General features: G+C 44.0%; 17 protein-coding genes and 2 CRISPR repeat arrays (1 of these 19 only partly in view). Of the genes, 10 read left to right on the plus strand and 7 right to left on the minus strand.

Annotated elements, in window-relative coordinates; all coding sequences use genetic code 11:
* Positions 1-7: 7 nt before the first annotated feature.
* From mobC to AB9P05_RS00760, 7 genes are all read right to left on the minus strand, one after another.
* Entirely contained in the window at positions 8-1,996 is a 1,989-nt protein-coding gene (gene mobC, locus AB9P05_RS00730; RefSeq protein ID WP_371906899.1) for a conjugal transfer protein MobC, read from the minus strand.
* Between the two features lie 71 nt (positions 1,997-2,067).
* The gene (locus tag AB9P05_RS00735) at positions 2,068-3,021 is read right to left on the minus strand and encodes a hypothetical protein (RefSeq protein ID WP_371906900.1); all 954 of its coding nucleotides are present in this window, start codon (positions 3,019-3,021) and stop codon (positions 2,068-2,070) included.
* Positions 3,018-5,333: an AAA family ATPase gene (locus AB9P05_RS00740; protein WP_371906901.1), complete on the minus strand. Its 2,316-nt coding sequence runs from the start codon at positions 5,331-5,333 to the stop codon at positions 3,018-3,020. The genes AB9P05_RS00735 and AB9P05_RS00740 overlap by 4 nt, the downstream gene beginning before the upstream one ends.
* Positions 5,334-5,425: 92 nt before the next feature.
* Positions 5,426-6,511 carry an SMEK domain-containing protein gene (locus tag AB9P05_RS00745; RefSeq protein WP_371906902.1) on the minus strand — a complete coding sequence of 362 codons (1,086 nt, stop codon included), beginning with the start codon at positions 6,509-6,511 and terminating at the stop codon, positions 5,426-5,428.
* Positions 6,512-6,638: 127 nt separating this feature from the next.
* The gene (locus tag AB9P05_RS00750; protein ID WP_371906903.1) at positions 6,639-7,886 is read right to left on the minus strand and encodes a relaxase/mobilization nuclease domain-containing protein; all 1,248 of its coding nucleotides are present in this window, start codon (positions 7,884-7,886) and stop codon (positions 6,639-6,641) included.
* Complete coding sequence (locus AB9P05_RS00755) at positions 7,871-8,269, minus strand: mobilization protein MobC (RefSeq protein WP_371906904.1); 399 nt, start codon at positions 8,267-8,269, stop codon at positions 7,871-7,873. Before AB9P05_RS00755 ends, AB9P05_RS00750 begins: the two co-directional genes overlap by 16 nt.
* Positions 8,270-8,444: 175 nt before the next feature.
* Complete coding sequence (locus AB9P05_RS00760) at positions 8,445-8,660, minus strand: hypothetical protein (protein WP_371906905.1); 216 nt, start codon at positions 8,658-8,660, stop codon at positions 8,445-8,447.
* A 221-nt stretch (positions 8,661-8,881) separates the two neighbouring features.
* On the opposite strand from AB9P05_RS00760, the gene AB9P05_RS00765 reads away from it, so the two are divergent.
* The 10 genes from AB9P05_RS00765 to cas4 all read left to right on the plus strand — a co-directional run bounded on the left by AB9P05_RS00765 (position 8,882) and on the right by cas4 (position 20,387).
* The gene (locus tag AB9P05_RS00765) at positions 8,882-9,583 is read left to right on the plus strand and encodes a helix-turn-helix domain-containing protein (protein WP_371906906.1); all 702 of its coding nucleotides are present in this window, start codon (positions 8,882-8,884) and stop codon (positions 9,581-9,583) included.
* Between the two features lie 467 nt (positions 9,584-10,050).
* Positions 10,051-11,973, plus strand: a complete 1,923-nt coding sequence (locus tag AB9P05_RS00770) for a TM1802 family CRISPR-associated protein (protein ID WP_371906907.1) — start codon at positions 10,051-10,053, stop codon at positions 11,971-11,973.
* On the plus strand, positions 11,973-13,010 hold the full coding sequence (gene cas7b / locus AB9P05_RS00775) for a type I-B CRISPR-associated protein Cas7/Csh2 (protein ID WP_371906908.1): 1,038 nt from the start codon (positions 11,973-11,975) through the stop codon (positions 13,008-13,010). The genes AB9P05_RS00770 and cas7b overlap by 1 nt, the downstream gene beginning before the upstream one ends.
* A 1-nt stretch (position 13,011) precedes the next feature.
* Complete coding sequence (gene cas5, locus AB9P05_RS00780; RefSeq protein ID WP_371906909.1) at positions 13,012-13,785, plus strand: CRISPR-associated protein Cas5; 774 nt, start codon at positions 13,012-13,014, stop codon at positions 13,783-13,785.
* Positions 13,782-16,256, plus strand: a complete 2,475-nt coding sequence (gene cas3 / locus AB9P05_RS00785) for a CRISPR-associated helicase Cas3' (RefSeq protein WP_371906910.1) — start codon at positions 13,782-13,784, stop codon at positions 16,254-16,256. The genes cas5 and cas3 overlap by 4 nt, the downstream gene beginning before the upstream one ends.
* A 203-nt stretch (positions 16,257-16,459) precedes the next feature.
* Positions 16,460-17,149: a CRISPR-associated endonuclease Cas6 gene (locus AB9P05_RS00790; protein WP_371906911.1), complete on the plus strand. Its 690-nt coding sequence runs from the start codon at positions 16,460-16,462 to the stop codon at positions 17,147-17,149.
* 233 nt (positions 17,150-17,382) lie between these two features.
* The gene (locus AB9P05_RS00795) at positions 17,383-17,769 is read left to right on the plus strand and encodes a hypothetical protein (protein ID WP_371906912.1); all 387 of its coding nucleotides are present in this window, start codon (positions 17,383-17,385) and stop codon (positions 17,767-17,769) included.
* 721 nt (positions 17,770-18,490) lie between these two features.
* Positions 18,491-19,516 (plus strand): CRISPR-associated endonuclease Cas1, encoded by a 1,026-nt coding sequence (gene cas1, locus AB9P05_RS00800; RefSeq protein ID WP_371906913.1) that lies wholly within the window; start codon positions 18,491-18,493, stop codon positions 19,514-19,516.
* Positions 19,516-19,806: a CRISPR-associated endonuclease Cas2 gene (cas2, locus tag AB9P05_RS00805; protein ID WP_371906914.1), complete on the plus strand. Its 291-nt coding sequence runs from the start codon at positions 19,516-19,518 to the stop codon at positions 19,804-19,806. The genes cas1 and cas2 overlap by 1 nt, the downstream gene beginning before the upstream one ends.
* Complete coding sequence (cas4, locus tag AB9P05_RS00810; protein WP_371906915.1) at positions 19,803-20,387, plus strand: CRISPR-associated protein Cas4; 585 nt, start codon at positions 19,803-19,805, stop codon at positions 20,385-20,387. Before cas2 ends, cas4 begins: the two co-directional genes overlap by 4 nt.
* Before the next feature lie 196 nt (positions 20,388-20,583).
* Positions 20,584-21,221: a CRISPR direct-repeat array (repeat unit 37 nt; unit sequence CTTCGTGAGCTACTTCCATTAGAATAAGGATTGAAAC).
* Between the two features lie 37 nt (positions 21,222-21,258).
* Positions 21,259-21,771: direct repeats of the CRISPR family, unit length 37 nt; unit sequence CTTCGTGAGCTACTTCCATTAGAATAAGGATTGAAAC (it continues 50 nt past the right edge of the window).

Here is a 21,771-nt window from a genome sequence, read left to right on the forward strand (position 1 = left end):
AGTAACCTTATTTTCCGGGTGGGTGAATTAGTAAGTGGCTGAGGCCCGGGCTATCCATTATTCGCTCGATTTCCCGGTCAATAAGCTCTTTCACATCCTGCTTAATACGCATATAGTTGGCCTCCACCTGTTCATGAGTAATAGCTCGTACAGCAGGGATGTCCTGATAAACTGCCTCTTCTTGGGCAATTGCTTTATGATTATTTAGAATTTCATTGTGGAAGGCCTTTAAAGCTATCTTTTGCTGAGGGTCGTCCGCCACTACCCCTACAAACTCACCGGACGAAAGGGAGGCTATGGCCGAAGCCGGAACGGCGGAATCAAGTTGAGTGCTTTTGCTTAGCGAAGTATCGCTGCTATTGATGGACAGGCTCTCCCGCTCCTGCATGATCTTACCAACCCGCTCACTCAGGGAGCGGGCCGTGTCACCGCTTACCTGTCCGCTTATGATGTTCCCGACAGCATTCATGACCACTTCTGCCTGCTCGCGGCCATAATCTTTTTTAAGCTGGCTGTAATCCTGTACGCCCAGGGTGGTGGCTACTTTGTTACTACGTGCAGTGGCAATAAGGCTATCTATGCCATTGAAATAGATGGTGGGAAACTCATCAAAGATGAGGCTGCTCTTTTGCCGGTGCTTCTGATTGACCAGTTTGGTCAGTCTGGAAATGAAAAGGGATAGCACCGCGCCATACACTTGCTGCTTCTGAGGATTATTTCCCATACAGACAATCTTCGGTGCTTCCGGATCATTGATATCCAGGGTAAACTCGCTTTCTGAAAGCACATAATAAAGCTGTGGCGATACGAGCCTGGCCATGGTAATCTTGGCACTGGCTATCTGTCCTTCGAGCTGTTCGGCAGCTCCATGAAGATAGGCTGATACAAAAGGGTTAATGAGTACCTCTATTTCCGGCTCGAGGCGAAGAACGGAAAAGAGCTTATCGTAGTCGATCTGCATAAGCTCTATGACATGCGGAAGGGTGCAGTACTTTCCATTCTTGTACTTCTTTAGAAACCAGATAACGGCGGTGACAAAGTTGATGGGTGATTCGACAAAGAAGTCACCTTGCTTACGTATCCACTCCCGGTTTAGCCCTAGCATGATGGTACGGGAAGACTCTGTGGCATCGGTTATGTCGAGCATGGTGGCAGGCTCCAGCGGATTACAGCGATGCGTATGAGCCAGATCATCGAAGTTGATGGTATAGAATGCTGGCTTTATAGGGTAGCGATGTGCGTTTTGCAAAAGGCTGTTATAGGCAATACGGCTCAGGTCATCATACTTAAAGTCGTACACGAACATCGTGAAGCCTTTACTAATATGCTGGGTGATCACGTGACGAATGACAAAGTAGCTCTTACCTGCACCTGGAGTACCCATGACGAGTAAAGCACGAAAAGGATTGATAATATTGACCCAGGACCTATGCAGCTTACCTTTCAGGCTGTACCTGGCAGGTAGATTAATGGAATATTCATTTTCCAGCTTTCGCTCTTCCTGTGGAAAGGTCTGGTTCTGCTTGTTGAAGATATCGCCTTTTAGCTTCCTCGACACTATCCTGGAAAGGCGGGTGCCTCCTGCCATGATAAGCAAATAGCCTGATATAGTCACGCCACTATACAGGTAGAATAGGCTACTACTCTCCATACGTATATAGAAGACTAAGTGGCTCAGCGAGAAAAGGAGTACACCGGGTATTAAGAATTGAATTGCTGACGCAACTGTTAGGCTTTCGGATTTCTTCCCTTTGGCTCCTATCAGAGATACAATTAAGACGCCTAAGGCTAATGCCTTACTGTACAAGATGTGTTGAAAAAGCCCTGTATTGGCTATGTTGATAAGCAGCCGGTCGGTGATCTCTGCCGTCAGACCCCAAGCCTCAAACTGCCCGTAGCCATAGTAGTAAATGTGAAGCCCCAGAAGGCTCACAGAAATCAGCCTGGTCCAATCAATAATCTTCCGAAGCCCCTCGGTATTTTCCCCTGTATGCATGATGGTGAATTTTGGTACAGAGGGGAATGTGTAAAAGGATGGTGTTAGGTGTTCACAAGTTGGGGGAATTTTCAGTCGCCTTTAATCAAACCGAGCTCAATCCCAATATCACGATAGAGTTTTGAGAGAGGCCTTTTGTGCAGCTCATCAACCTGGGTATAATTACCTATGATCATGCGGTCTATTTCGGTATCTGAAAAGGAAAGACCTTCATAATGTTGTAAATATTTACGATACTCCTGCGCATAATTCAGTTGGGATTTGATTATTAATTCCAAAACATGATCCTCGTGCTTTTGGTACAACTCATCCAGCTTAAAAGCTTTTACGTTGCCATCATCTTCAGGATAAATGATAACCTTAATTTTATCTTTTCTTTCAAGCGGACTTAATGCATCAATGGAAAGGATTCTGTAAGAAAATTTGAATGAGTCATTATTTATTAAATAAGGAGAAAGTATATTTTCAGTTTGGGGATCCTTCACTCCTTTTATTTGCGAGCTGTTGCATGATTTACAGCTAGGGATTAAATTATAAAAGCTTAATGCTAAAAAGGGATATTTACTCTTTGGATAAAAGTGGTCAATATCTGGTTTAACGGCCTTCGATTCATCAAGACTATACGTATAACTACGATTGCAGTAGGGACAAGTATGTAAATTAAGACTTTGGATAAAATCCCATCTCTGTTCCATACTTAAAGTATTATAACCATTAGTAACAAAAATAAATTTTAATAAGCGGTTAATCTTATCATAGAGTGAAGTTACCTTAGGGTATTTACCTATGACATACCTACTTATCGAACCAATTTTTTCCGGTTTACAAGATATTAAACATTGCAAAAACTCATCGTCTTGCAATTTTTCAAGGACACTTACAATATTCGGATTTGACTCTATCCTTTTATTTCTATATGTAAAACCTTCATTGTTAATTTTATTAAGTCCTTTCTTAATCAAAGAACTACACATCGCTACATGCTGGTCAACAACTTTCTTGTTTGATAAAGGAATCTGTATCATAGCTCTCCTCCCTCTTTAAGTCGTTTTATTTCATTCTCCAAATCCGAGATCCGCTTTTCCCTGGCAAACTTTTTATAATACATTTCTGATAATTTTTCCCGCAAGAAGGGCTCTCCTATCATTTCAATCCGTTCTTTTAGTAGTTCAGATGATTCGTCTAATTTTTCATCAATTTTCAGATCACTGTTATCTTTAGGTGGTTTATCCCTTAGCGTATTAATAAGCTTTTGTATTTCCAGCCTGGCATGCTTACCTATATAGGCATCCAGAAAGAAGCTGTCTTTAAGTAAGCTGTATATATTGGCACCAAAGGTTTTACTCTTATCCGTTTCAGACTCTGACCTTCCTTCTTTTAGGCGAAGTATATTAGTAGAGGGAATGTCTGACAGCACAAAAGGAGAGTGAGTGGAAAAGAGTATGTTAATGTATTTGATACCTTCTTTCTCTGGAACTAAATTTAAACGCTTTATAGATTTCAAAAACCTGCAAATGAATTTGCGCTGGTATTCCGGATGGAAATAGAGTTCTATCTCATCATAGACAATATTTACTGCCTTGTATTTCTGTCTTTCATCCTGGCCATGATGAGCAGACCTAAGGTTATTCAGGTGATATAATACAGACTGAATAGAATGAATTAGCTGTTGCTCGCCTGAACTCAATGCAGAAAACTGAGACACCTCAGGTTTTACATTGCTACTTTCAGGATTCGTAGTAAACAGAAAGTCGATAGTAAATATCGGAGGTGGCAGATAGTTTATAATATCTTCCGGTTTATCCTTTTGGTAAGGCATCCAATCCAGTAATTCATCCAAAGTAAATTCAAAATAAGGTTGCCCCTGACTAAAACCTGTAGGTTCCGACCAGGGATTAGGTTTATCCGGTGAATTGGCCCGTAGAAAATTAATAGCCTGCTTTAATTTGAAGGTGATGTGGCTATTATCTTCTTTAAGCCTTTTCAAAAACTCAGTAACACTACTTTGATATTCTAATCCTCCCTTTAAGGCCAAATCATTATACATGGGATAAGTACGGGATATCTTTCTAAGTTTATTTCTGATGTATTCATATATCTCTTTTGAATAAAGTCCATTAATTAATTTGTTAATACTGATGCTAGGATAGTTATTATCAGGAAAATGCCTATTTAGTAGTGGGAAAAACTGTTCCCTTTCGATTTTATTTCTTATACTGTTTGAGGCTGCACTATCTATCTTGGCTGAATCTAATGTAAACCGTACCTTATCTACGTATTGGTTATCCGTAATTTTAACCCTTTTGTCTTTATCATAATTCTTTTCAATTAGCAGGTTGTATAAAAGCCGGTATTTCGCAAAGCTATTCTCTTCATTAATATCAAAGCCACCTTCGTTACGCATTGGATTAATTACCACTGGGGCGGTATAGGCATCATTTTTATGAAACAGCCTTTCTATCCATTTGCCTATACTATTACTGTTTAAGGCATAATGCGAATAATTTATCGCTACAGTATAGAAGAAGTTATCCAGAACTTCTTTACTATGTTCATAAGAAATCGGTTTCCTTCCCTTGGATAGAATTTTGGTAAAATTTAAACTTCTATTTTTTTCTATTGCTGACTCGTTTATAGTCTGATTGGACTCATGGACGGAAAGGTCTCCGCTTCGATCTATTTGCAATTCATAAAAACAGCCATTGAAGAGATAATAGACGCTTAGCTTAAGGTGGTCTACAATTAATTGATGCGCATTTTCTTCCAGAGCGATTTCTTTGTTTAAGTCTCTAATCCTATCATTTAACTTTTCCAATTCTTCTCCTATTCCCCGAATAGATTGGGTATTCGTTATATATGCTTTTCGGTTTATATACGTATTATCCTCATTATACAAACCTTTTTGAGCTTCTCTTTCTTCCCTTAATTCATTTCGTAGTCTATTTTTTTCCTCTTCGAGCCCCTTAAGTTCATCATCCAACTGAGAGGCAGTAGGAAGTAGAACAGGGTTATCATTATTTTTTTCAAGGCTTGGCAGAGAAGTACTAAGAAAATAAACAGTATAATACAAAAGCTCTATAAGCGTACTCTTGCCGCTGCCGTTCTTTCCTACCACGGCAGAAATATTCACAGAAATATCTCCGATATCATACAACCGTGGTTCTTGTTTAGGTGCTATAATTTCGGTAACCTCTCCGGCTTTGTTTCTTTCAAACTTATAGGCAGGATAAAAGGAGTAGATCTCACCTTCCTTGAGTACTTTTCTGAAATCCGGGTGGCAGCCTTTTCGGGGTTGGATAGCCAGTAGCTTAAAGCCTTGATTTCCTAATTCTTTCATTAAACAAGCTTATGGGATTTTATAGTAGAATGATTTGTTATAGCGATAGTCAGCCTTTCCAACCAACAGGGCTAATCCATTTTGCATATTCTTTACTTTAATTCTTTCCTCATCTTATTATCAAAATATTCCGTATAGGTTTTCCTTTTTCTGGAACCTGGTATTCCATATAAAATTTCATCATAAGGCATTCCATCTTTCGCATAATCCACATATATGGAGGGTAAGCTGTTGTAAGGATCAGGTTCCATATCATAGGCAACTATGAAGTCATACGGAATCCTTAAGAATTTCCAGGCCTCGACTTTTACATAATCAGGATTATTTTCTCGTTTATCCCCTCGCCAGTTTAGTTGGTCCCAATAGCCATTTTTATCAAAAATCAGAGTAGGCCCGCCCATTCCAATAAATTCGATTCCGCGATCGTAAAGATCCCAAAAATCAATCTTAAACCAATTGCTAATCTCATTAGGTATATCATGATCTTCAGGATAAGTATCCGCATTAGCATTGCGGATAATTACCTGACTATAAAGAAACTTTATCCCAGGTTCATAGCGAGCATCTGCCCAATATTTTCTATCTAAATCAAGTAACAAATCCTTCTTCATCCTCTTTTTCAAAGACAAGTTCCTATTCAGCCGTACAGAGGAATTATTATTGTATAGAGATTTTGATTGATTAGTACCATCTTGAAGGAGCGTTACAATCTTTTTGAGCTTTGAAGCAGGAAGATATTTGATCTGAGAAAGTAATTCTTGAAAGCCCAGAATATGCCTATCATTATCAAAAGAAAAGTTACAAGGAATAGAAAAAGGAGAATACTTTGACTGTTTTTTCCCAAGTACCAAAAAATACAGGTCATCATATTTATTCTGTAGTCCTGCATCAAAATACTTATTCAATGTTCCTTGAATTTTTTTCCTATCCTTTGTTGATGTTACCTGAAATGCTATTCTGTTTTTTTCATCGGCTAAATCGATTGCCGGGTGATTAATTTGCACTGCATTGACATTGATAAGCTTGTAGCCGAACAAGATATTCAGTAATTCGCATATGACATCTTCAGAAATAATATTCGCATCATGAAGACTTATCGTATTTCTATTCTGAATTTTTACCTCCCATATCGCGAAGGTATCGCTGATAAATTTTATGTAATTCTCTCTTTCTCCCATTTACAAAAATACCATCTATTGTAACCGACAAAAGATTTCACTAAAAATTTAAGACAAAGCTTTTCAGAACCTCTTGTTCGTTGGTGTATTCCAGTTTCATTCGGCTAAAATAAGAACAATAGGTGAATTATACCCTTTTCCCCCTTCTCCTCCTCCTAAACCCCCAAGCCACCTGTTCCTCCGCATAGCCAGAAGTAAGAGCCTCCAGTAGGTCGTATATACCTGAAAGATCAGGAGCGGTCCACTGTGTAGGACCTTCTCCCTGGACAGGCTGTTTCTCTTGAATGTCGACTGTTCCCCAATCTTCAGCATCTTGCTTATGGGTGCCTTTCAGTCTGGAAAGTATGGCTGCCGTGCTATATCCTTTACCTAATGCACTGCCTTTAAAGGCACAGCGTGTTACATTGTCTACGAAGGTGATACCATATGTGCGGCCCTGGTCATTTGTGTGGAAGGAAGTCGCTATTCCCTTTTTCCGCAGGGCTTCGGTGAAGGCCTCTTTAGTCAGAGTATTGTTGGTGTTCAATACAGTGTCTATCATCTGGCTCAGACGGGGAGCGTGGGGTTTTCTTGCTGACCTATTTCGCTCGAATCGTCTCTTCAGGTTGGCCCATGTAGGCTTGCCATATAGCGCACTGCTTTTTACGGGGGTACCTTTCATATCACCCTTCTCATCGGTGATACTGTACACCAGCCCACCGCGTTCGTACATGCGTGTGCCTGGTTCACCACGATAAGCCGTTACGTTGAATTGCCGCAGTATGGCATTAAGCTCGGCAAGGCTCGTGTATTTATAGCCTTTTACCACCTGGCTCACTATATTAGACAGGGCTGCTTTTGTTTCTGCCTTACCGTAGGTCACCTTGTCCAGAGGCTTTAGCAAGAAAGTATCTTTTTTCTTTTGCTCTTCAGCGACTACCAGCTTGTAGCTTTTCTCTATCCCCTTGCGGGCGTCTTCGCTTTTGGTTTTACCCAGGTTGTGGGTTTCTATTCGCTTGCCGTTGGTTTGGATATTAGTGGAAGCAATATGAATGTGAGGGTGGCCGGCATCGTAGTGCCTGTACACCAGGTAGGGCTGCTCACCAAAACCGATGCGCTGCATGTAGTCATCCGCAATCTTCATTAACAACGGGTCATTCAGCTTGTCCTCATTAGAGAAGTTTAATGAGATGTGAATGGCATTTGTCTTAGTCCGGCTGTTTAGCGAGGTCACTTCTTTAAAGCGCTCCAGCTTCTGGTAAAAGGTGAGCCTGGTAGCATCATTTACTGTAAAGCCCTGGCCACAAAGCAACTCCGCCTGACCTTGCTTAACTTTATTCTCATTATAATTCAGGACACCCTGTAAACTCTTCCCGGTGATTATTTTGGCAACCATAGCCGAAGGGTACCATCAAGGTGAGTAATGAGGCTGTCAGACAATTGGACCATAGGCTGATAAAGTGAGGCCACTTCCCTAGCGTACTTAACTTTATCTATCACCTCCCTCTGTGCATTAAAATAGTGAACTACCTGGTTTATGTTTACCCCTACCCTACGGATCTCAGTTCGCATCAAAATCAACTCATTTTTAACTTCTTCCAGTGAGGCATTACGGGTATTGACGGTCAGCTCCTTATCAAATAACATCCTCCTAATCAGTTGACTTAGCGTATGATCGCCCCGGCTTTTAGACAGGAGCTTTCTCAGCTTGTCAATTTCATGGTCGGTTAGCCTAAGGGTAATTCGGTGGATACGTTTGGTATTATTGAATCGAGCCATAGCGAAAATTTACGAGTTCCGAGTAAGAGAAGAAGGCCCCGCAACTACGGCAGCGAAGGGACCAAAATCGGATTGTGTCAGACAATCCTACATCTAGCTGATTGCTAAAAAGCGCAATCTGAAATCCTTTGAAAGGAATAGAAATAGCGTTGATTCAGGTGCCTTTGAATCTTTGTCAAGCTTCCGAATTGAATAGCCAGTCGTCAGCTTGTTGTCTCCAGTCGTGGACCTTTCTACCGTTTTCGCAGCACCAGTTTAGGGACTGATAATATTCGTAAAAAGAATCGGCTTCCTGTTCGGGTGCATCCAGTTCGATGAAGTAAAGACGAACCTGAAAAATAGTGGGCGAATAATTATCACCAGATTGCTTTTCTATCAATAATTGACTCATAAAATAATTTTTTGATGAATCAATTAGCCAGCCTTCAGATGAATTCACTCACCCTTTTTCACCAAAGGGGGTACAATTATTTGCATTAGAATATTCTTTTTAGGTATATTTACTCCCGTAATCAGTCGTCAGTCTTTCCTAACCTGACACTGTCAAATTTTCTTTTCAAAGGTAGTAAAGGAGCTCCTCATGGGAGCTTCCTTTCTTATAAGCGCATTCAAATGGATACAATTTTTCACAGGCTTAAAGCCGTAAGGGAAGCACTCAGGCTCAATCAAAAAGAGGTAAGTACCCATACTGGCATCAGTCAACAAGAACTTCACCTTTTAGAAAATGGCGAAAAGAAGTTTATACATCATACGCTCATTGATTTTTATGTTCGGCTTGGAGTTGATGCCCGGTATTTCTATGACAGCTTACCCTATGGCGATGCGAGTAGCTACCTAGACTCATTTAATTTTAAGATTACTCAGTTGAGATTAAGGCAAAGTGGCATTGTCAAAGTACTGGGAGGCCTTGCCTATAAAGGCTATTTATCTGATAAATTCCACCATGTACCTCTTATAAGTTTGCTGGACCATGAGGCATACCTTAAGGCACCGGATCGGGTAAAATTCCTCAGTTCACTTCCGCAATTAACTGTGCCCTTCAGGTCTGAGCTATCATCCACTTTTTGCTGCTTCCAGCTATCGTTAGCTCTTATGAATCAGGAAATCGACAAAATCCCGTTGTATGCATTTGCCGCCAGAATCCACGATTTCAAACTATATAAAAACTATCGGTATCTATTAATTAGTGATAGAATACAATTCATCTATCCCTCAAAGGACATAAACGCAATAAAGATTCTCAACCTCAATGATGGATATCAAAAGAATGATCAAACCCATGAATTATGGCTGATAGAAAGGGTGATTAAGTAGATTAATGGAATATGTGCCTACCTCTAACTAATTATTAGGTTGTCTTCTTTCATTATAAAGCTAATATTCTTTACAGGCTATTTTCCTCAAATCAAATACGGTAGGTGAGTTCTCTACACGTAAAGTATATTATTTTGTAGGCAAGGCCGGTCTTGGGTACTATCCTTCTTCCAATTTTTCAAAAAAAGTAAAGAGAAATTAAAACCTCCATCCCTTAGATGGTGGCTGCTATTGCCCATCGTTAAAGCAGTGCTCGATATATTTTAATCTCTTCGGAAAGAAAAACCGGGTGTTGGGAAAATGAATTTCACTGACCGCCTGCCAATTACCAATTTGATTGCTCAGCCGGGAATTATTCAATTTAATAGCACTTTCGTTACAAGCCTTTTTTTCATAGCTTAATCATCGAATCAGTGCTGATAATTGAATTTGGTTAGTCTACCTGGATAAATAAGTAAATGAATTAAATGCTTCATACGCTCTATACATTAGGAAAAGAACTTAGCGAAGGACTGGACTCCTGGGACGATTTCCTGGATTTGAAACCGCCTAGGAAGGACCCCAAAAAGAAAACACGAGACCTTGTGCTGCCGATCGTATTCCGGTTGGGTGAAAATAAAATAGAAAAAGGTGAAGTGTCAGCGTATGACCCGGAACGAACCCCGCGCCGTGAAGGGTTGCGACGCCTTATAATTCGTAAAAGAAATGCTAAAGCCATATACCCCACGGTAGATGCGGAAAAGCCCGATTTGCTATATAAAACACTGTTCGGTAAACCTAAAGATGGCGTAAGACCTGACAAGGGACACTTATACCTGGAGGCCGAGGGGATAATGGATGGCTTTGAAGAAACATTGTTAGGCAAGGTACTGCTGGAAATTGTGCACCTGCATGAAGAATTTAAGCAGCATTTTAATGATGAGGATAAGGGTACGATAAGTAGTCGCAAGATACAGGAATGGGCAGGTATAGAAGGGAATGATCGCGCTATTGTGTTAGTAGCTGAAGTATTGTGGCCGGATATGGGAATTGATGAGCCTACTCCTTTAGTACTCTTGCCTGGATTTGAAGAGTTTTTCGAAGGACTCTTTTTCCATACTGCTGAAGGAAGGAAAGGGCTGGACTATAGTATTGGAGAGATAAGAGAAAATGTATCAGTTGCTGAGTTTGGTAGTAAATATAATATGAATAAGATGTTCGTAAGAACAACTTATAATCATGCCCAAAATTTACGAAAGCAAAATCTATATCGTAATTACCAACTGAGTCCTGAATCAGTAACATTTCTGGAAAGAGGCAGTAATTACCTTTTTGAAAACTACAAAGTCAGAATAGCCGGTTTATTCCATGTTATAATTCCCCAAATCAGGCATAAATCAAATGTGAAATTAAAGGCAGCTTTAAGCCAACTAAAAACTGATGTCGACCTGATTTTTCAGGAAAAACAGGTGAGGGCAGATTCTACATACCTGGGAAAAATGGCTAAAGATATCACTTGGGTCACCTTCTTAGCCTATGATTTGAGTCACGGGAAGTCATTCAAAACCATTAATATGATACAAGAGGTAAGCCAGCCTTACCTGACTACTATTAATAAATTACTGGTAGAGGTTAATAACCTTATGGCAGAAACCCCTGGTACAGGATGGAAATATTTGAATAACAGTTTCTTCAACCTGACCAGTGTATATCACCTTATTCCGGTACGTGATGAAGAAAAGGAAAAAGTGAACAGAGCTTTAGTCCTCTTCAAAAATATATTGGAGCACAGGCTTATAGACCGGAACCAATTATATTCCTACTATACCGAACTACTCCTCTGCCACCGTTACGGCCGACACAATTCTTATAAAAACATATACGCCCATAATGAGCTGGACTATGCCCTGCATGAGGCCACTATGAAATACCACGCCCTGCTCCTGCTACTGGACAGGCTTTACCCAATACCCACTATGGAGACTGACAATACAATAGAAAAAGAGCCTGAAGAAAAAGATTACTACCAGCGCATTGACACATTTATGGAACGTGTGGGCTATGAGCAGTCCGCCCAGCGGGCCCTCTTTTTTCTGGGTATTGCGCTAAAAAAAGTAGCCGATAAACAGAAAGAGAAAGGCTATTCGAAAAAACCAGTTCTGAATAAAGTAAACTTTAATGGGATGGATCGAAGCCAGATAATACGGCTGCATAATGACCTGCGCGAAAAAGTCCAGCAGTATAGTATCCACAAATCTACCGAAGGCCTGCTGTCGCGCTTTCAGCAGCACTTCCAGGCCAGAGAAGAGGATTGGCGGCTAAGCCCGCAGGAAACCATCTTTTATCTGTTTGCAGGCTATAGCTACTTTGACAAAAAACAGAAAGAAACCGAAGAAACCCCCAGCGAATAATGAGCACAATAGAAGCAACCCGGACCCTGCCGCACAATGCGGATTTCCTTTTTATATACGAGGCCATACAGTGCAACCCTAACGGTGACCCCGACCAGGAGAACAAACCACGTATGGACTATGAGACCAAAACCAATCTGGTAACGGACGTGCGCCTGAAACGCTACGTGCGTGACTACCTGAAGCAAAACGGCCTGGAGGTATTTGTAGACATGGAGGGCGACTCCAAAGTAAGTGCAGACAGTAAGCTTAAGGCTGTTATTGACCGGCTGATGAGTGACGAGGCTTTTGTAAATGAAGTTTTTGCAGACCAGCCGGAGTATAAGAAGCTTTTTTTAGACTTAATGAAAAAGAAAAAGGATGGCGAGAGCATATTTAAAATGCTTCAAGGGGCTAAAAAGGGATCTAAGGAATTAGACTTAAACCGCTACATATTAGAGTATCTTGTTAAGGCCCGTTTCCTGGATATTCGTCTGTTTGGTAGTGCCTTTGCCGTAGCCGGTTTTACCAAAGCCTATACCGGCCCCGTACAAATAAACTGGGGCTACAGTCTGCACCCTGTGGAGCTGATGGAAAGCAACAGTCTGGTAACCATAATGGCAGACGACAACAGCACCTTTGGCAAGGACTACCGCATACATTACAGCCTGCTGGCCTTTCATGGGACCATAAACAAGCACCAGGCCCGCCGCACCGGCATGAGCGAAGAGGATGCCGAAAGCTTCAGGGATGCGCTGTGGAAGAGTATACCGTGTCTTCCTACACGATCAAAACAAAACCAATACCCAAAATTTTACCTGGAGATAATTTATAATGATGACTGTGGTAATGGCAGCTTCGGTGACCTGCGCCAGCACCTTAGCGTATCTCCGAAAGAGGGTAAAACCGAAAAGCAAATCCGGAATATCAATGACTTAACCATTGACTTCTCTGCCCTAAAAGCTTTACTGGAAGAACATACAGGCGAAGGCAAGGCCATAAAAGAAGTAATCGTGAAGAGTGCCCCGGCTTTTGAGCACCCATTCGGTAATGCCTGATATGCCTATGATTATCATAGACCTTGAAGGCCCCATGGCCCATTTCCGGAAGTTCTTTGCCAATAACACCGCCATGAGTTATACCCTACCGCCACGCACCACTATCATGGGCATGCTGGCGGCCCTCACCGGGCGTGAGCGCGATAGCTACTACGAGGACTTTGGTTCTGGCAAGCTGCGGATAGCTGTTGGTATACGTACTAAGTTGAAAAAGTCTTTTCATAGATTGAATTATTTGAATATAAAGCAGGCTGATGACTTTCGTGGAATTAACAAACCTATGCAGATGCCCGTGGAAGTGGTTACCGGCCACCACCCCGCCAGGGACAAGGTGGCCTACCGCCTGTACCTGGCACCTGGTAGTGAAGGAGACAGCCTGCCCGAGATAAAAAAGGCCCTGCTGCAACGCGGTAACAGTTATGCCATCAGTTTCGGCACGGCCAACTTTCAGGCTTCCCTGAAGAGCTGGAAAAAAGTAGCGGAAGCCGATATACACGAAGTAGAAGCAGGTACTGAACCGGTACTTGTGCATACCGCCTTGCCTGCGGACAGGGTAAAGCGCGTACACTTTAGTGATGATGACCACAGCGCCTACCGGCAGATAGAGGAAGAGCTGATGCCTGCAGACTTTATGCCCGACGGCACCCGTGAGGTAACTAAAATGAACCGGTTGCTCTTTGCTACCGACCCCGATGGGCTACACGTAGACCTGGAGGGCAGCTACTACCGTGTGCATGATGGAGAAGCGGAGCAGCATATCACCTTTATGGAATGAAAGAAAAGGTATATTACAGTCATGCCAGGGTGCTGGAGGATGAGGCCCATAGGGGAAGCAAACCAGACAAGGACGCTCCCCGTGTAGGCACCAAGCACCTGTCCGTTCATACCGGTGGGGTAAGGGATAAGGCCGTGGCCGCCATCCACCCCCGTATCAGGCTGGGCGTAGACCCTGAGCAGTTTTCCCGCTTCATCGCCGACCTGGCTACCTACCATGATTTGGGCAAGTACCTCCCGGATTTTCAGAAGTACTTGCTGAATGACAAACCCTTTTTTGCCCGGCTAAAGCGGCATGCAGCCTTCGGCGCGCAGGCCATTTACAATGCCTGGCAAGAAAGTGATAAGGAGCTTGCTATGCTGGCTTGGGTGCTTGTACTGAAGCACCACACCAACTTGCCCAACTGGCGAAGGCTGGAAGGATGGTATAATGAGTGTTTTGAAAATCAATTACAATTCCGGGACCAGGTAAAAAGTCTGAAAAGTACTCTAAATGAGGTGCAAACCGACTCCGGTGTAGATAATCTGGAAAACCTGCTACATTGGCCTACGGAGGATATTTTACTTGCCTTGTATAGTTGGAGCAGAGATAATGGCGACATACGCCGGTACTACCTGGTAAACTACGCCTTCAGCCTGTTGATAGAAGCGGATAAACTGGATGCCACCGACACCAGCCAGTACCTGCGCAAAGCCGTAGCGAAAGCCCTGGTAGATGATTTTTTAAAAGAAAAAACCACAGAAGATACCACGCAAAACAACCAACGGCACAACGCCCGCATGGAAGTGATTAGCCATCTGGATGCGCCTGATATACTGGAAAGGAGGCTATTTACCCTAACGGCCCCAACCGGCATAGGCAAAACCCTCACCTCGCTGGACTTTGCCCTGCGGCTGAAGAGTCTCATCCGTGAGAAAGAAGGGCACGAGCCGCAAATCATTTATGCCCTACCCTTTATCAATATCATAGAGCAGTCCATAAGCGTGTATGAAAAGGTACTGAATGGAAATGCCCACCTGCTGGCCCACTACCAGTTTGCTGATATTTTCAGAAAGGATGAAAAGAACCCTGAAGAGAGGGAAGACAAAGAGCAGTTTATCCGGGAGCAGCAAATGGCCCTGGACACCTGGCAGTCCGATGTCGTCATTACCAGCTTTGTGCAACTGCTGCAAACGCTGATCGGCAACAGAAATAGATTGCTAAAGAAGTTTAACCACTTCGCAGGCAGTATTCTCATACTGGACGAGGTGCAGAACATGAGCCTGAAGCACCTGCCGCTGGTCGGGGCCACCTTCTACTACCTCGCCCACCTGCTGGATGCCCGCGTCATCCTTATGACCGCCACCAAGCCGAAAATCTTTGAACTCGCAGAGCAGGAAATCCTCAGCAAACGCGGCGTAAAGCTGGAAGGCCTGCACCAGCCTCTTGAACTACTGTCCAACCATGAGCGCTACTTCAGAGAGCTGAAAAGAACCAAACTCATTCCACATCTTGATGAGATGGAGAGCACCGAAGACTGGGCTGATTTTATTGTGGAAAAAAGAGAAACCGGAAAGTCCGCCCTTATCGTTTGCAATAAGGTACAGCGCAGCATAGATCTCTATGCATTATTGCAGAAAAAGATTGGTAATGCCAACCTCTACTACCTCAGCACCAACCTGCTGCCCGTACACCGGGAAGAAGTGAGAAATAGCGTAGCCGAAGCACTTGAAGCCCATAGGGAAGGCGAAGGCCCTGCCCCCATACTTGTGAGTACCCAATGCATAGAGGCGGGAGTAGACCTGGACTTTGACATGGGCTTCCGTGACCTTGGGCCGCTGGACTCCATTATACAGGTAGCAGGCAGGATAAACCGGAATGACAGCCCCGGTAAGGAGCACGCGCCCGTACACATCGTAAACATGGGCGATTCCAACCGTATCTATGGCAAAATAACCCAACAGCAGGCTACCAAAGCCCTGCAGGCAGGTATGGAAGTCCACGGCCCCGAAATAGAAGAGGCCCACTACCTGGACATGGTGACCACCTACTTTACCGGCATTAGCGAAGCAAGTGCTTTCAACGAAAGCCGGGACATCTTTAAGGCTATGGAATGCCTGCAGTATGAACCGATTAACGATGAACCTTCTGTAAGCTCATTTAAAGTCATCGAAGACATAGGCAAAACCATCAGCGTGTTTATAGAAGCCGATGAGAAAGCCAACGAAGCATTAAAGGCCTTCTACGATATGCTCTCCGGCGACCTGGGCCGCGAAGAGTTTAATGCAAAGCACAAACGCACCTTCCACCAGCACACGTTGGCCGTACCCGATTACCTGTCAAAGGCAAAGGAACTGATACAAATGAGCAGCCTCTACGAAAAAACCGAAGGCTTCTACGTAGTGCCTGCCGAAGAGGTAAATGACTTTTATAACAATACCACAGGCTTTAACAGGGACAAAGCAAAAGAGGAGACCGCTATGATGTTGTGATTATTTAAAGCACAATCCCCGGGCCCTGACCCGGGGTCTGTCACCTACTAGCAGAAAAGCCTGCTTAAAGCGACCCCACTCGAGTCGCAGACAGTCTGCCAACGGCAGTTGCGGGTATAGCAGCAGAGTGCCAAAGGTTGGGAGCCCCGTCCGCCAGCTGGCGGACGGGGACAGGTGCTTGCCTGATTTATTAGTATTTAAAAATGGAAACCACAGACACAAAACCACATACCATACAGACCACCACGCTGCGCTTTCCGGATCTGCGGTTGCAGCAGCGGGAGGCGGCGCAGTTGCGCGGATACTTCGGCAACCTGTTCCGGGAGCATAGTCCGCTGCTGCACAACCACTATGAGGATGGTAGCCTGCGCTACGGCTACCCGCTGGTGCAGTACAAAGTGATAAAAGGCGTGCCTACACTGCTGGGGCTGGAAGAAGGCGCCGGGCTGCTCACCGAGCTATTCCTGCAGGTACGCGAGCTGGACATTGCGGGTACCCACTACACCATACAGGGAAAAGACCTGCGGCAGGAAAAGGTAGCCATAGGCGTAGACCCCGCCGGACTGCACCAGTACACTTTCGTAAACCCCTGGCTGGGCCTGAACGAAGCCAACTACCAGAAGTACAAAAAGACCAGCCCCCAAGAGCAGCAAAAGCTGCTGCAGCGCGTGCTTACCGGCAACATCCTCAGCTTCTACAAAGGCATGGCCCTACGCCTCTCACCCGATGAGCGCATTCTGCTCACCGCAAAGCTCAGCCCGAAACGCATCAACTTCAAAAACCAGGAGATGCTGGGCTTCACCGGTGAGTTTACGACAAATGCCTTGCTGCCTAGCGCGGTGGGGTTGGGGAAAGCGGTAAGTCGGGGATTTGGGGTGGTTTCTAATGGTTAATTGTTAGTTGTCAATTGTTAATTAATGTCAATCTCTGAATAGCACTAGTCCCCGTCGCATGACGGGGCCCCCATCGGAGAGGTACTATGCTGGGAAGTGCTACTACCGTTTACATATGACTGCCGTTGGGTTGTATCTAATCTGGAGGCGATGGTAGTCAGTAGATCTTAAAAAAAATTAATGGATATGAGATTTTTTAATATCTGATAGTAATTATATAATAGAATAGAATTATGAATGATTTATTTACAAAAATTGAAAGTGCTGAACATCGATATTTCTTGATAGAAAATGTGTCTAATGATATAGATGGAATTATTAGGAATTGTAACGAAATGGATTTTTTTGAAAATCCTAACGTTCACTACATTATAATATCTGCGTCAGATATAAATAGAGTTAAAGATTGCATATCTACTGACCAAGAACCACAGGAAGTAACAGATAGGGTGACAAGATATGCTCCAAATAATGAAAGAACAGCAACGGATAAAAATATTCTAGGAGCATTCAAACAATATATAGATCAAAATCAAAAATGTTTGAATGAAGATGTTTATAGTCAATATAGGCCAGGTATTAATAGTTTAAATGGAGCACATTTTTTATGTCTACAATAGATATTAAATGGGTGTCCAATTTGTACGAATAAACATACTCTTAAACTACCGCGGGGTTGTACCCCGTGGTTACCATCTATGCGAAGTGGTACCGGGTCGCGTCCGACTTCGCGAAAATAAATAACATCTAAGTTTTTTTCTTGAATTAAGTTTTTCCTGAAAATAAAAGTATTTATAAATGACACACATCGAAATTGTTGTGTGTGTAAGTAAATTTCTTTATTAAAATACATGTAATATGAGTGAGTTTTTTTTAGAATTAGAATCAAAGCAAGGTTTGGCAAATAAAGTCCATAGAGAAGGTTGTGCCCTTTTACCAAATAACAATACCCCCTGGTTGGGACGGCATAAAAGTTGTGAATCTGCCTTAAGTGCAACTAACGGTACGGGGAGACCTACTATACTTTGTGCAATATGCTGTTCAAATTAAATAAAATATGTTATGAGGTATTATGTAAATCCAAATGGGGACCATGAGGTGCATACTGAGTATTGTACTCATTACAAGAATATGCATTATCCTGAATATTTAGGTCAGTATTCAGGGTGTAGAGAGGCTGTGCGAGAAGCAAAGCGAAGATATAGATATGCAAATGGCTGTTATTTCTGTTGCAGGGAGTGTCATACAGGCTAAGGCGTGGCCAGGTACAACCTGGCAAAATGAGAACCGCGAGGTGCAACCTCGTGGCAGTTAGTGTTACCTAATTTATTTGAACCATAAATGCACCTCTACCTAAATACCTATGGCACCTACCTGCACATTAAAGACCAGTTGTTTGAAGTGCGGGTGCCGGAGTCCGAAGGCAGTAAGCAGTACCAGAAGCATCATGTGGCCGCGCAGAAGGTGCGGACGATTGTGATGACCACTTCAGCGGCGCTGAGTACGGATGCCATTAAACTGGCGATGGCGCACCATATCGACATCGTGTTCCTGGAGCGGGGCGGACAGCCCTTTGGCCGGGTGTGGCACAGCAAGCCCGGTAGCACTACGCGCATACGCAAGCGGCAACTGGAGGCGAGCCTTTCGGAAACCGGCCTGCGCTGGGTGAAGAACTGGACGCTGCGCAAGATGCAGAACCAGGCGGATTTTCTCTTTGACCTGCTGCGGCACCGTCCCCAGCTGAAGGACAGCTTTACCGAAAAGCGGGAGCGCATAGCCGAACTGCAAAAGTCCGTACAGGAACTGGAAGGCGACCGTACGGCCGATGTGGCGGACAGCCTCCGCGGACTGGAAGGCAGTGCGGGCAGGCTCTATTTTGCCGGGCTTAGCGAAGCCATACCCAGTGCCTGGGCCTTCAAAGGCCGGAGCAGCCGACCGGCCAAAGATCCTTTCAATGCCTTCCTGAACTACGCTTACGGCATCTTGTACAGCCGGGTGGAAAAGGCGCTGATGGTGGCCGGGCTCGACCCCTATACCGGCTTCCTGCACCGCGATGATTATAACCAGCTCAGCTTTGTGTACGACTTCATCGAGCCTTACCGCATCTATGCCGATACGGTCGTGTTCAGGCTGTTTTCCGGTAAAAAGGTAAACCAACAGCATACCGATGAGCTTAGCGTGGGCTACTCGCTGAATAAGGAGGGCAAGCAAGTGCTGGTAGCGGCCTTTACGGACTACCTGGATGAGGACACCATACGGGTGCTGAACCGCAACCAGACACGGGCCAATGCCATGCAGGCCGAAGCGCATGGCTTTGCGAACAGCCTGCTGGAAAAAGACGATGACTACGAAACCGAAGACTACTGATGATTTGCTGGGTACTATACGACATACAGGGCAATAAGGCGCGGCGCAATGTCGCCAAATACTGTAAGCAGGCCGGCCTGTACCGCGTGCAGTATTCCTGCTTCCTCGGCACACTCAACGGCCACGAAAAGGACACCCTGGAGCTACAGATCGAAGAAGAAATAGACGAGGAAGTCGATAAAGTATACATCTTCCCCATGAATAAATCCGAGCTGCAATCCTGTATACTTATGGGCCAGGCATTTGATAAAAAGCTCGTGTCCGATGAGGTAAGGGCGCTGTTTCTATGAGTGCCGGTATCAGCATAACGCCCTCGCACATTATACAATATTTGTATTGTCCGCGCTTTACCTGGTTTGAGTACGTGCTCACCCTGCCGCAGTATGAAGAAAAGCAGCATAAAGTGATGCGCGGCCGCGAGCTGCACGACCGCAAACTGGAAGAGAACAAAGGCTACCTGCGCAAACGCATCGGCGTAAAAGACAAGCAGGAAGACATCTACCTGACCAATGGCCTGCTGCGCGGCCGGGTAGACGAGGTGCTCACCCTGCAGGACGACACGCTGGCCCCGCTGGACTATAAGTTTGCCCGCTACGAAGGCAAGCTCTACGATACGTACAAAACGCAACTCTACTGCTATGCCTGGCTGATAGAGGAAAACTACGGCGGGGAGGTAAATTGTGGCTATATTGTGTACACCCGTAGCAAAAACAAACTGCTGGAAGTACCCGTAGCGCGTAAGGATGTGGAGAAGGTAAAGGCGGCTGCGGACAGCATACAAACCATTATCGGCGGAAAGACTTACCCAAAGGCTACCAAATACAAAAAGCGTTGCTTATCTTGTACCTACCGGAACGTTTGCACGCAGTAGTGCTTCTTCCGGGTGGCAATTTATTTGGAGATGGCCGAAAACAGGCCGTAACAAACTGACTGCCAATTACTTTTGCTTGCGCAAATTTGCTAAAAACAGGTAAAATACCGCTCTTTGACATGATGAAATCGAGAAAAAGGCCGATAGTAAAAAGCACGTTTCTCATTAGCTTACAGTCACTTAGCTCCGAAATCGACTTCGTGAGCTACTTCCATTAGAATAAGGATTGAAACCCGGTAACCCCCGGGTGTATAGATCCAATCTCGTGTCATCTTCGTGAGCTACTTCCATTAGAATAAGGATTGAAACGGATGCCCCTATGGGAGCAGCGTTGCAAGGTCACTTCTTCGTGAGCTACTTCCATTAGAATAAGGATTGAAACTTCAGACATATCTACATGAAAGTAAGCTGTCTGATGCTTCGTGAGCTACTTCCATTAGAATAAGGATTGAAACCTCGTAACAATACTACTGCTGCTTATTCGCCACCACTTCGTGAGCTACTTCCATTAGAATAAGGATTGAAACAGGCTCATTCATGGGGAATTGGCACAAAAGGGAATGCTTCGTGAGCACCATCCACTACAATAAGGATTGAAACCCGAATTCCTTATGAAGCTCAACAATTTCCAGGGCACTTCGTGAGCACCATCCACTACAATAAGGATTGAAACTTCCTTCTGCCTTTTGATTCTTTCCGAAAAACTGACTTCGTGAGCACCATCCACTACAATAAGGATTGAAACGTCTTTCTGCTACACTACTCATTTAAACAACCATTACTTCGTGAGCTACTTGAACGCAAGCCCGGTTCCACCACAATAAGGATTGAAACCTACTAGACGAAGACGGCAACCTGAAGGAATGGAGCACTTCGTGAGCTACTTCCATTAGAATAAGGATTGAAACAAGTAGGAACTGGTTTTGAGATCACAGATAACCTGCTTCGTGAGCTACTTCCATTAGAATAAGGATTGAAACTCTGGGTCTGACTCTTCCATTATGAGGCTGACAGGACTTCGTGAGCTACTTCCATTACAATAAGGATTGAAACCTGTAATAATATATCGGGCAGGCATAGGGGTGAGAGCTTCGTGAGCTACTTCCATTAGAATAAGGATTGAAACCATCATTACCGATTTTGACCACGATCCTTGCGTTTCCTTCGTGAGCTACTTCCACTACAATAAGGATTGAAACGCACAAAAGCCATAAACGATTATGGCGGAAAATGCAGCTTCGTGAGCTACTTCCATTAGAATAAGGATTGAAACGAGCATATCGGCCAGCGTAGATACTGCCTCGGCGTTCCTTCGTGAGCTACTTCCATCATAATAAGGATTGAAACCGGCTATGCTAGGTGCTATGTATAAGCGTGGATGGCT

Origin of the sequence: Roseivirga sp. BDSF3-8, assembly GCF_041449215.1 — a bacterium.
In the GTDB taxonomy this organism is placed as follows: Bacteria; Bacteroidota; Bacteroidia; order Cytophagales; family Cyclobacteriaceae; genus JBGNFV01.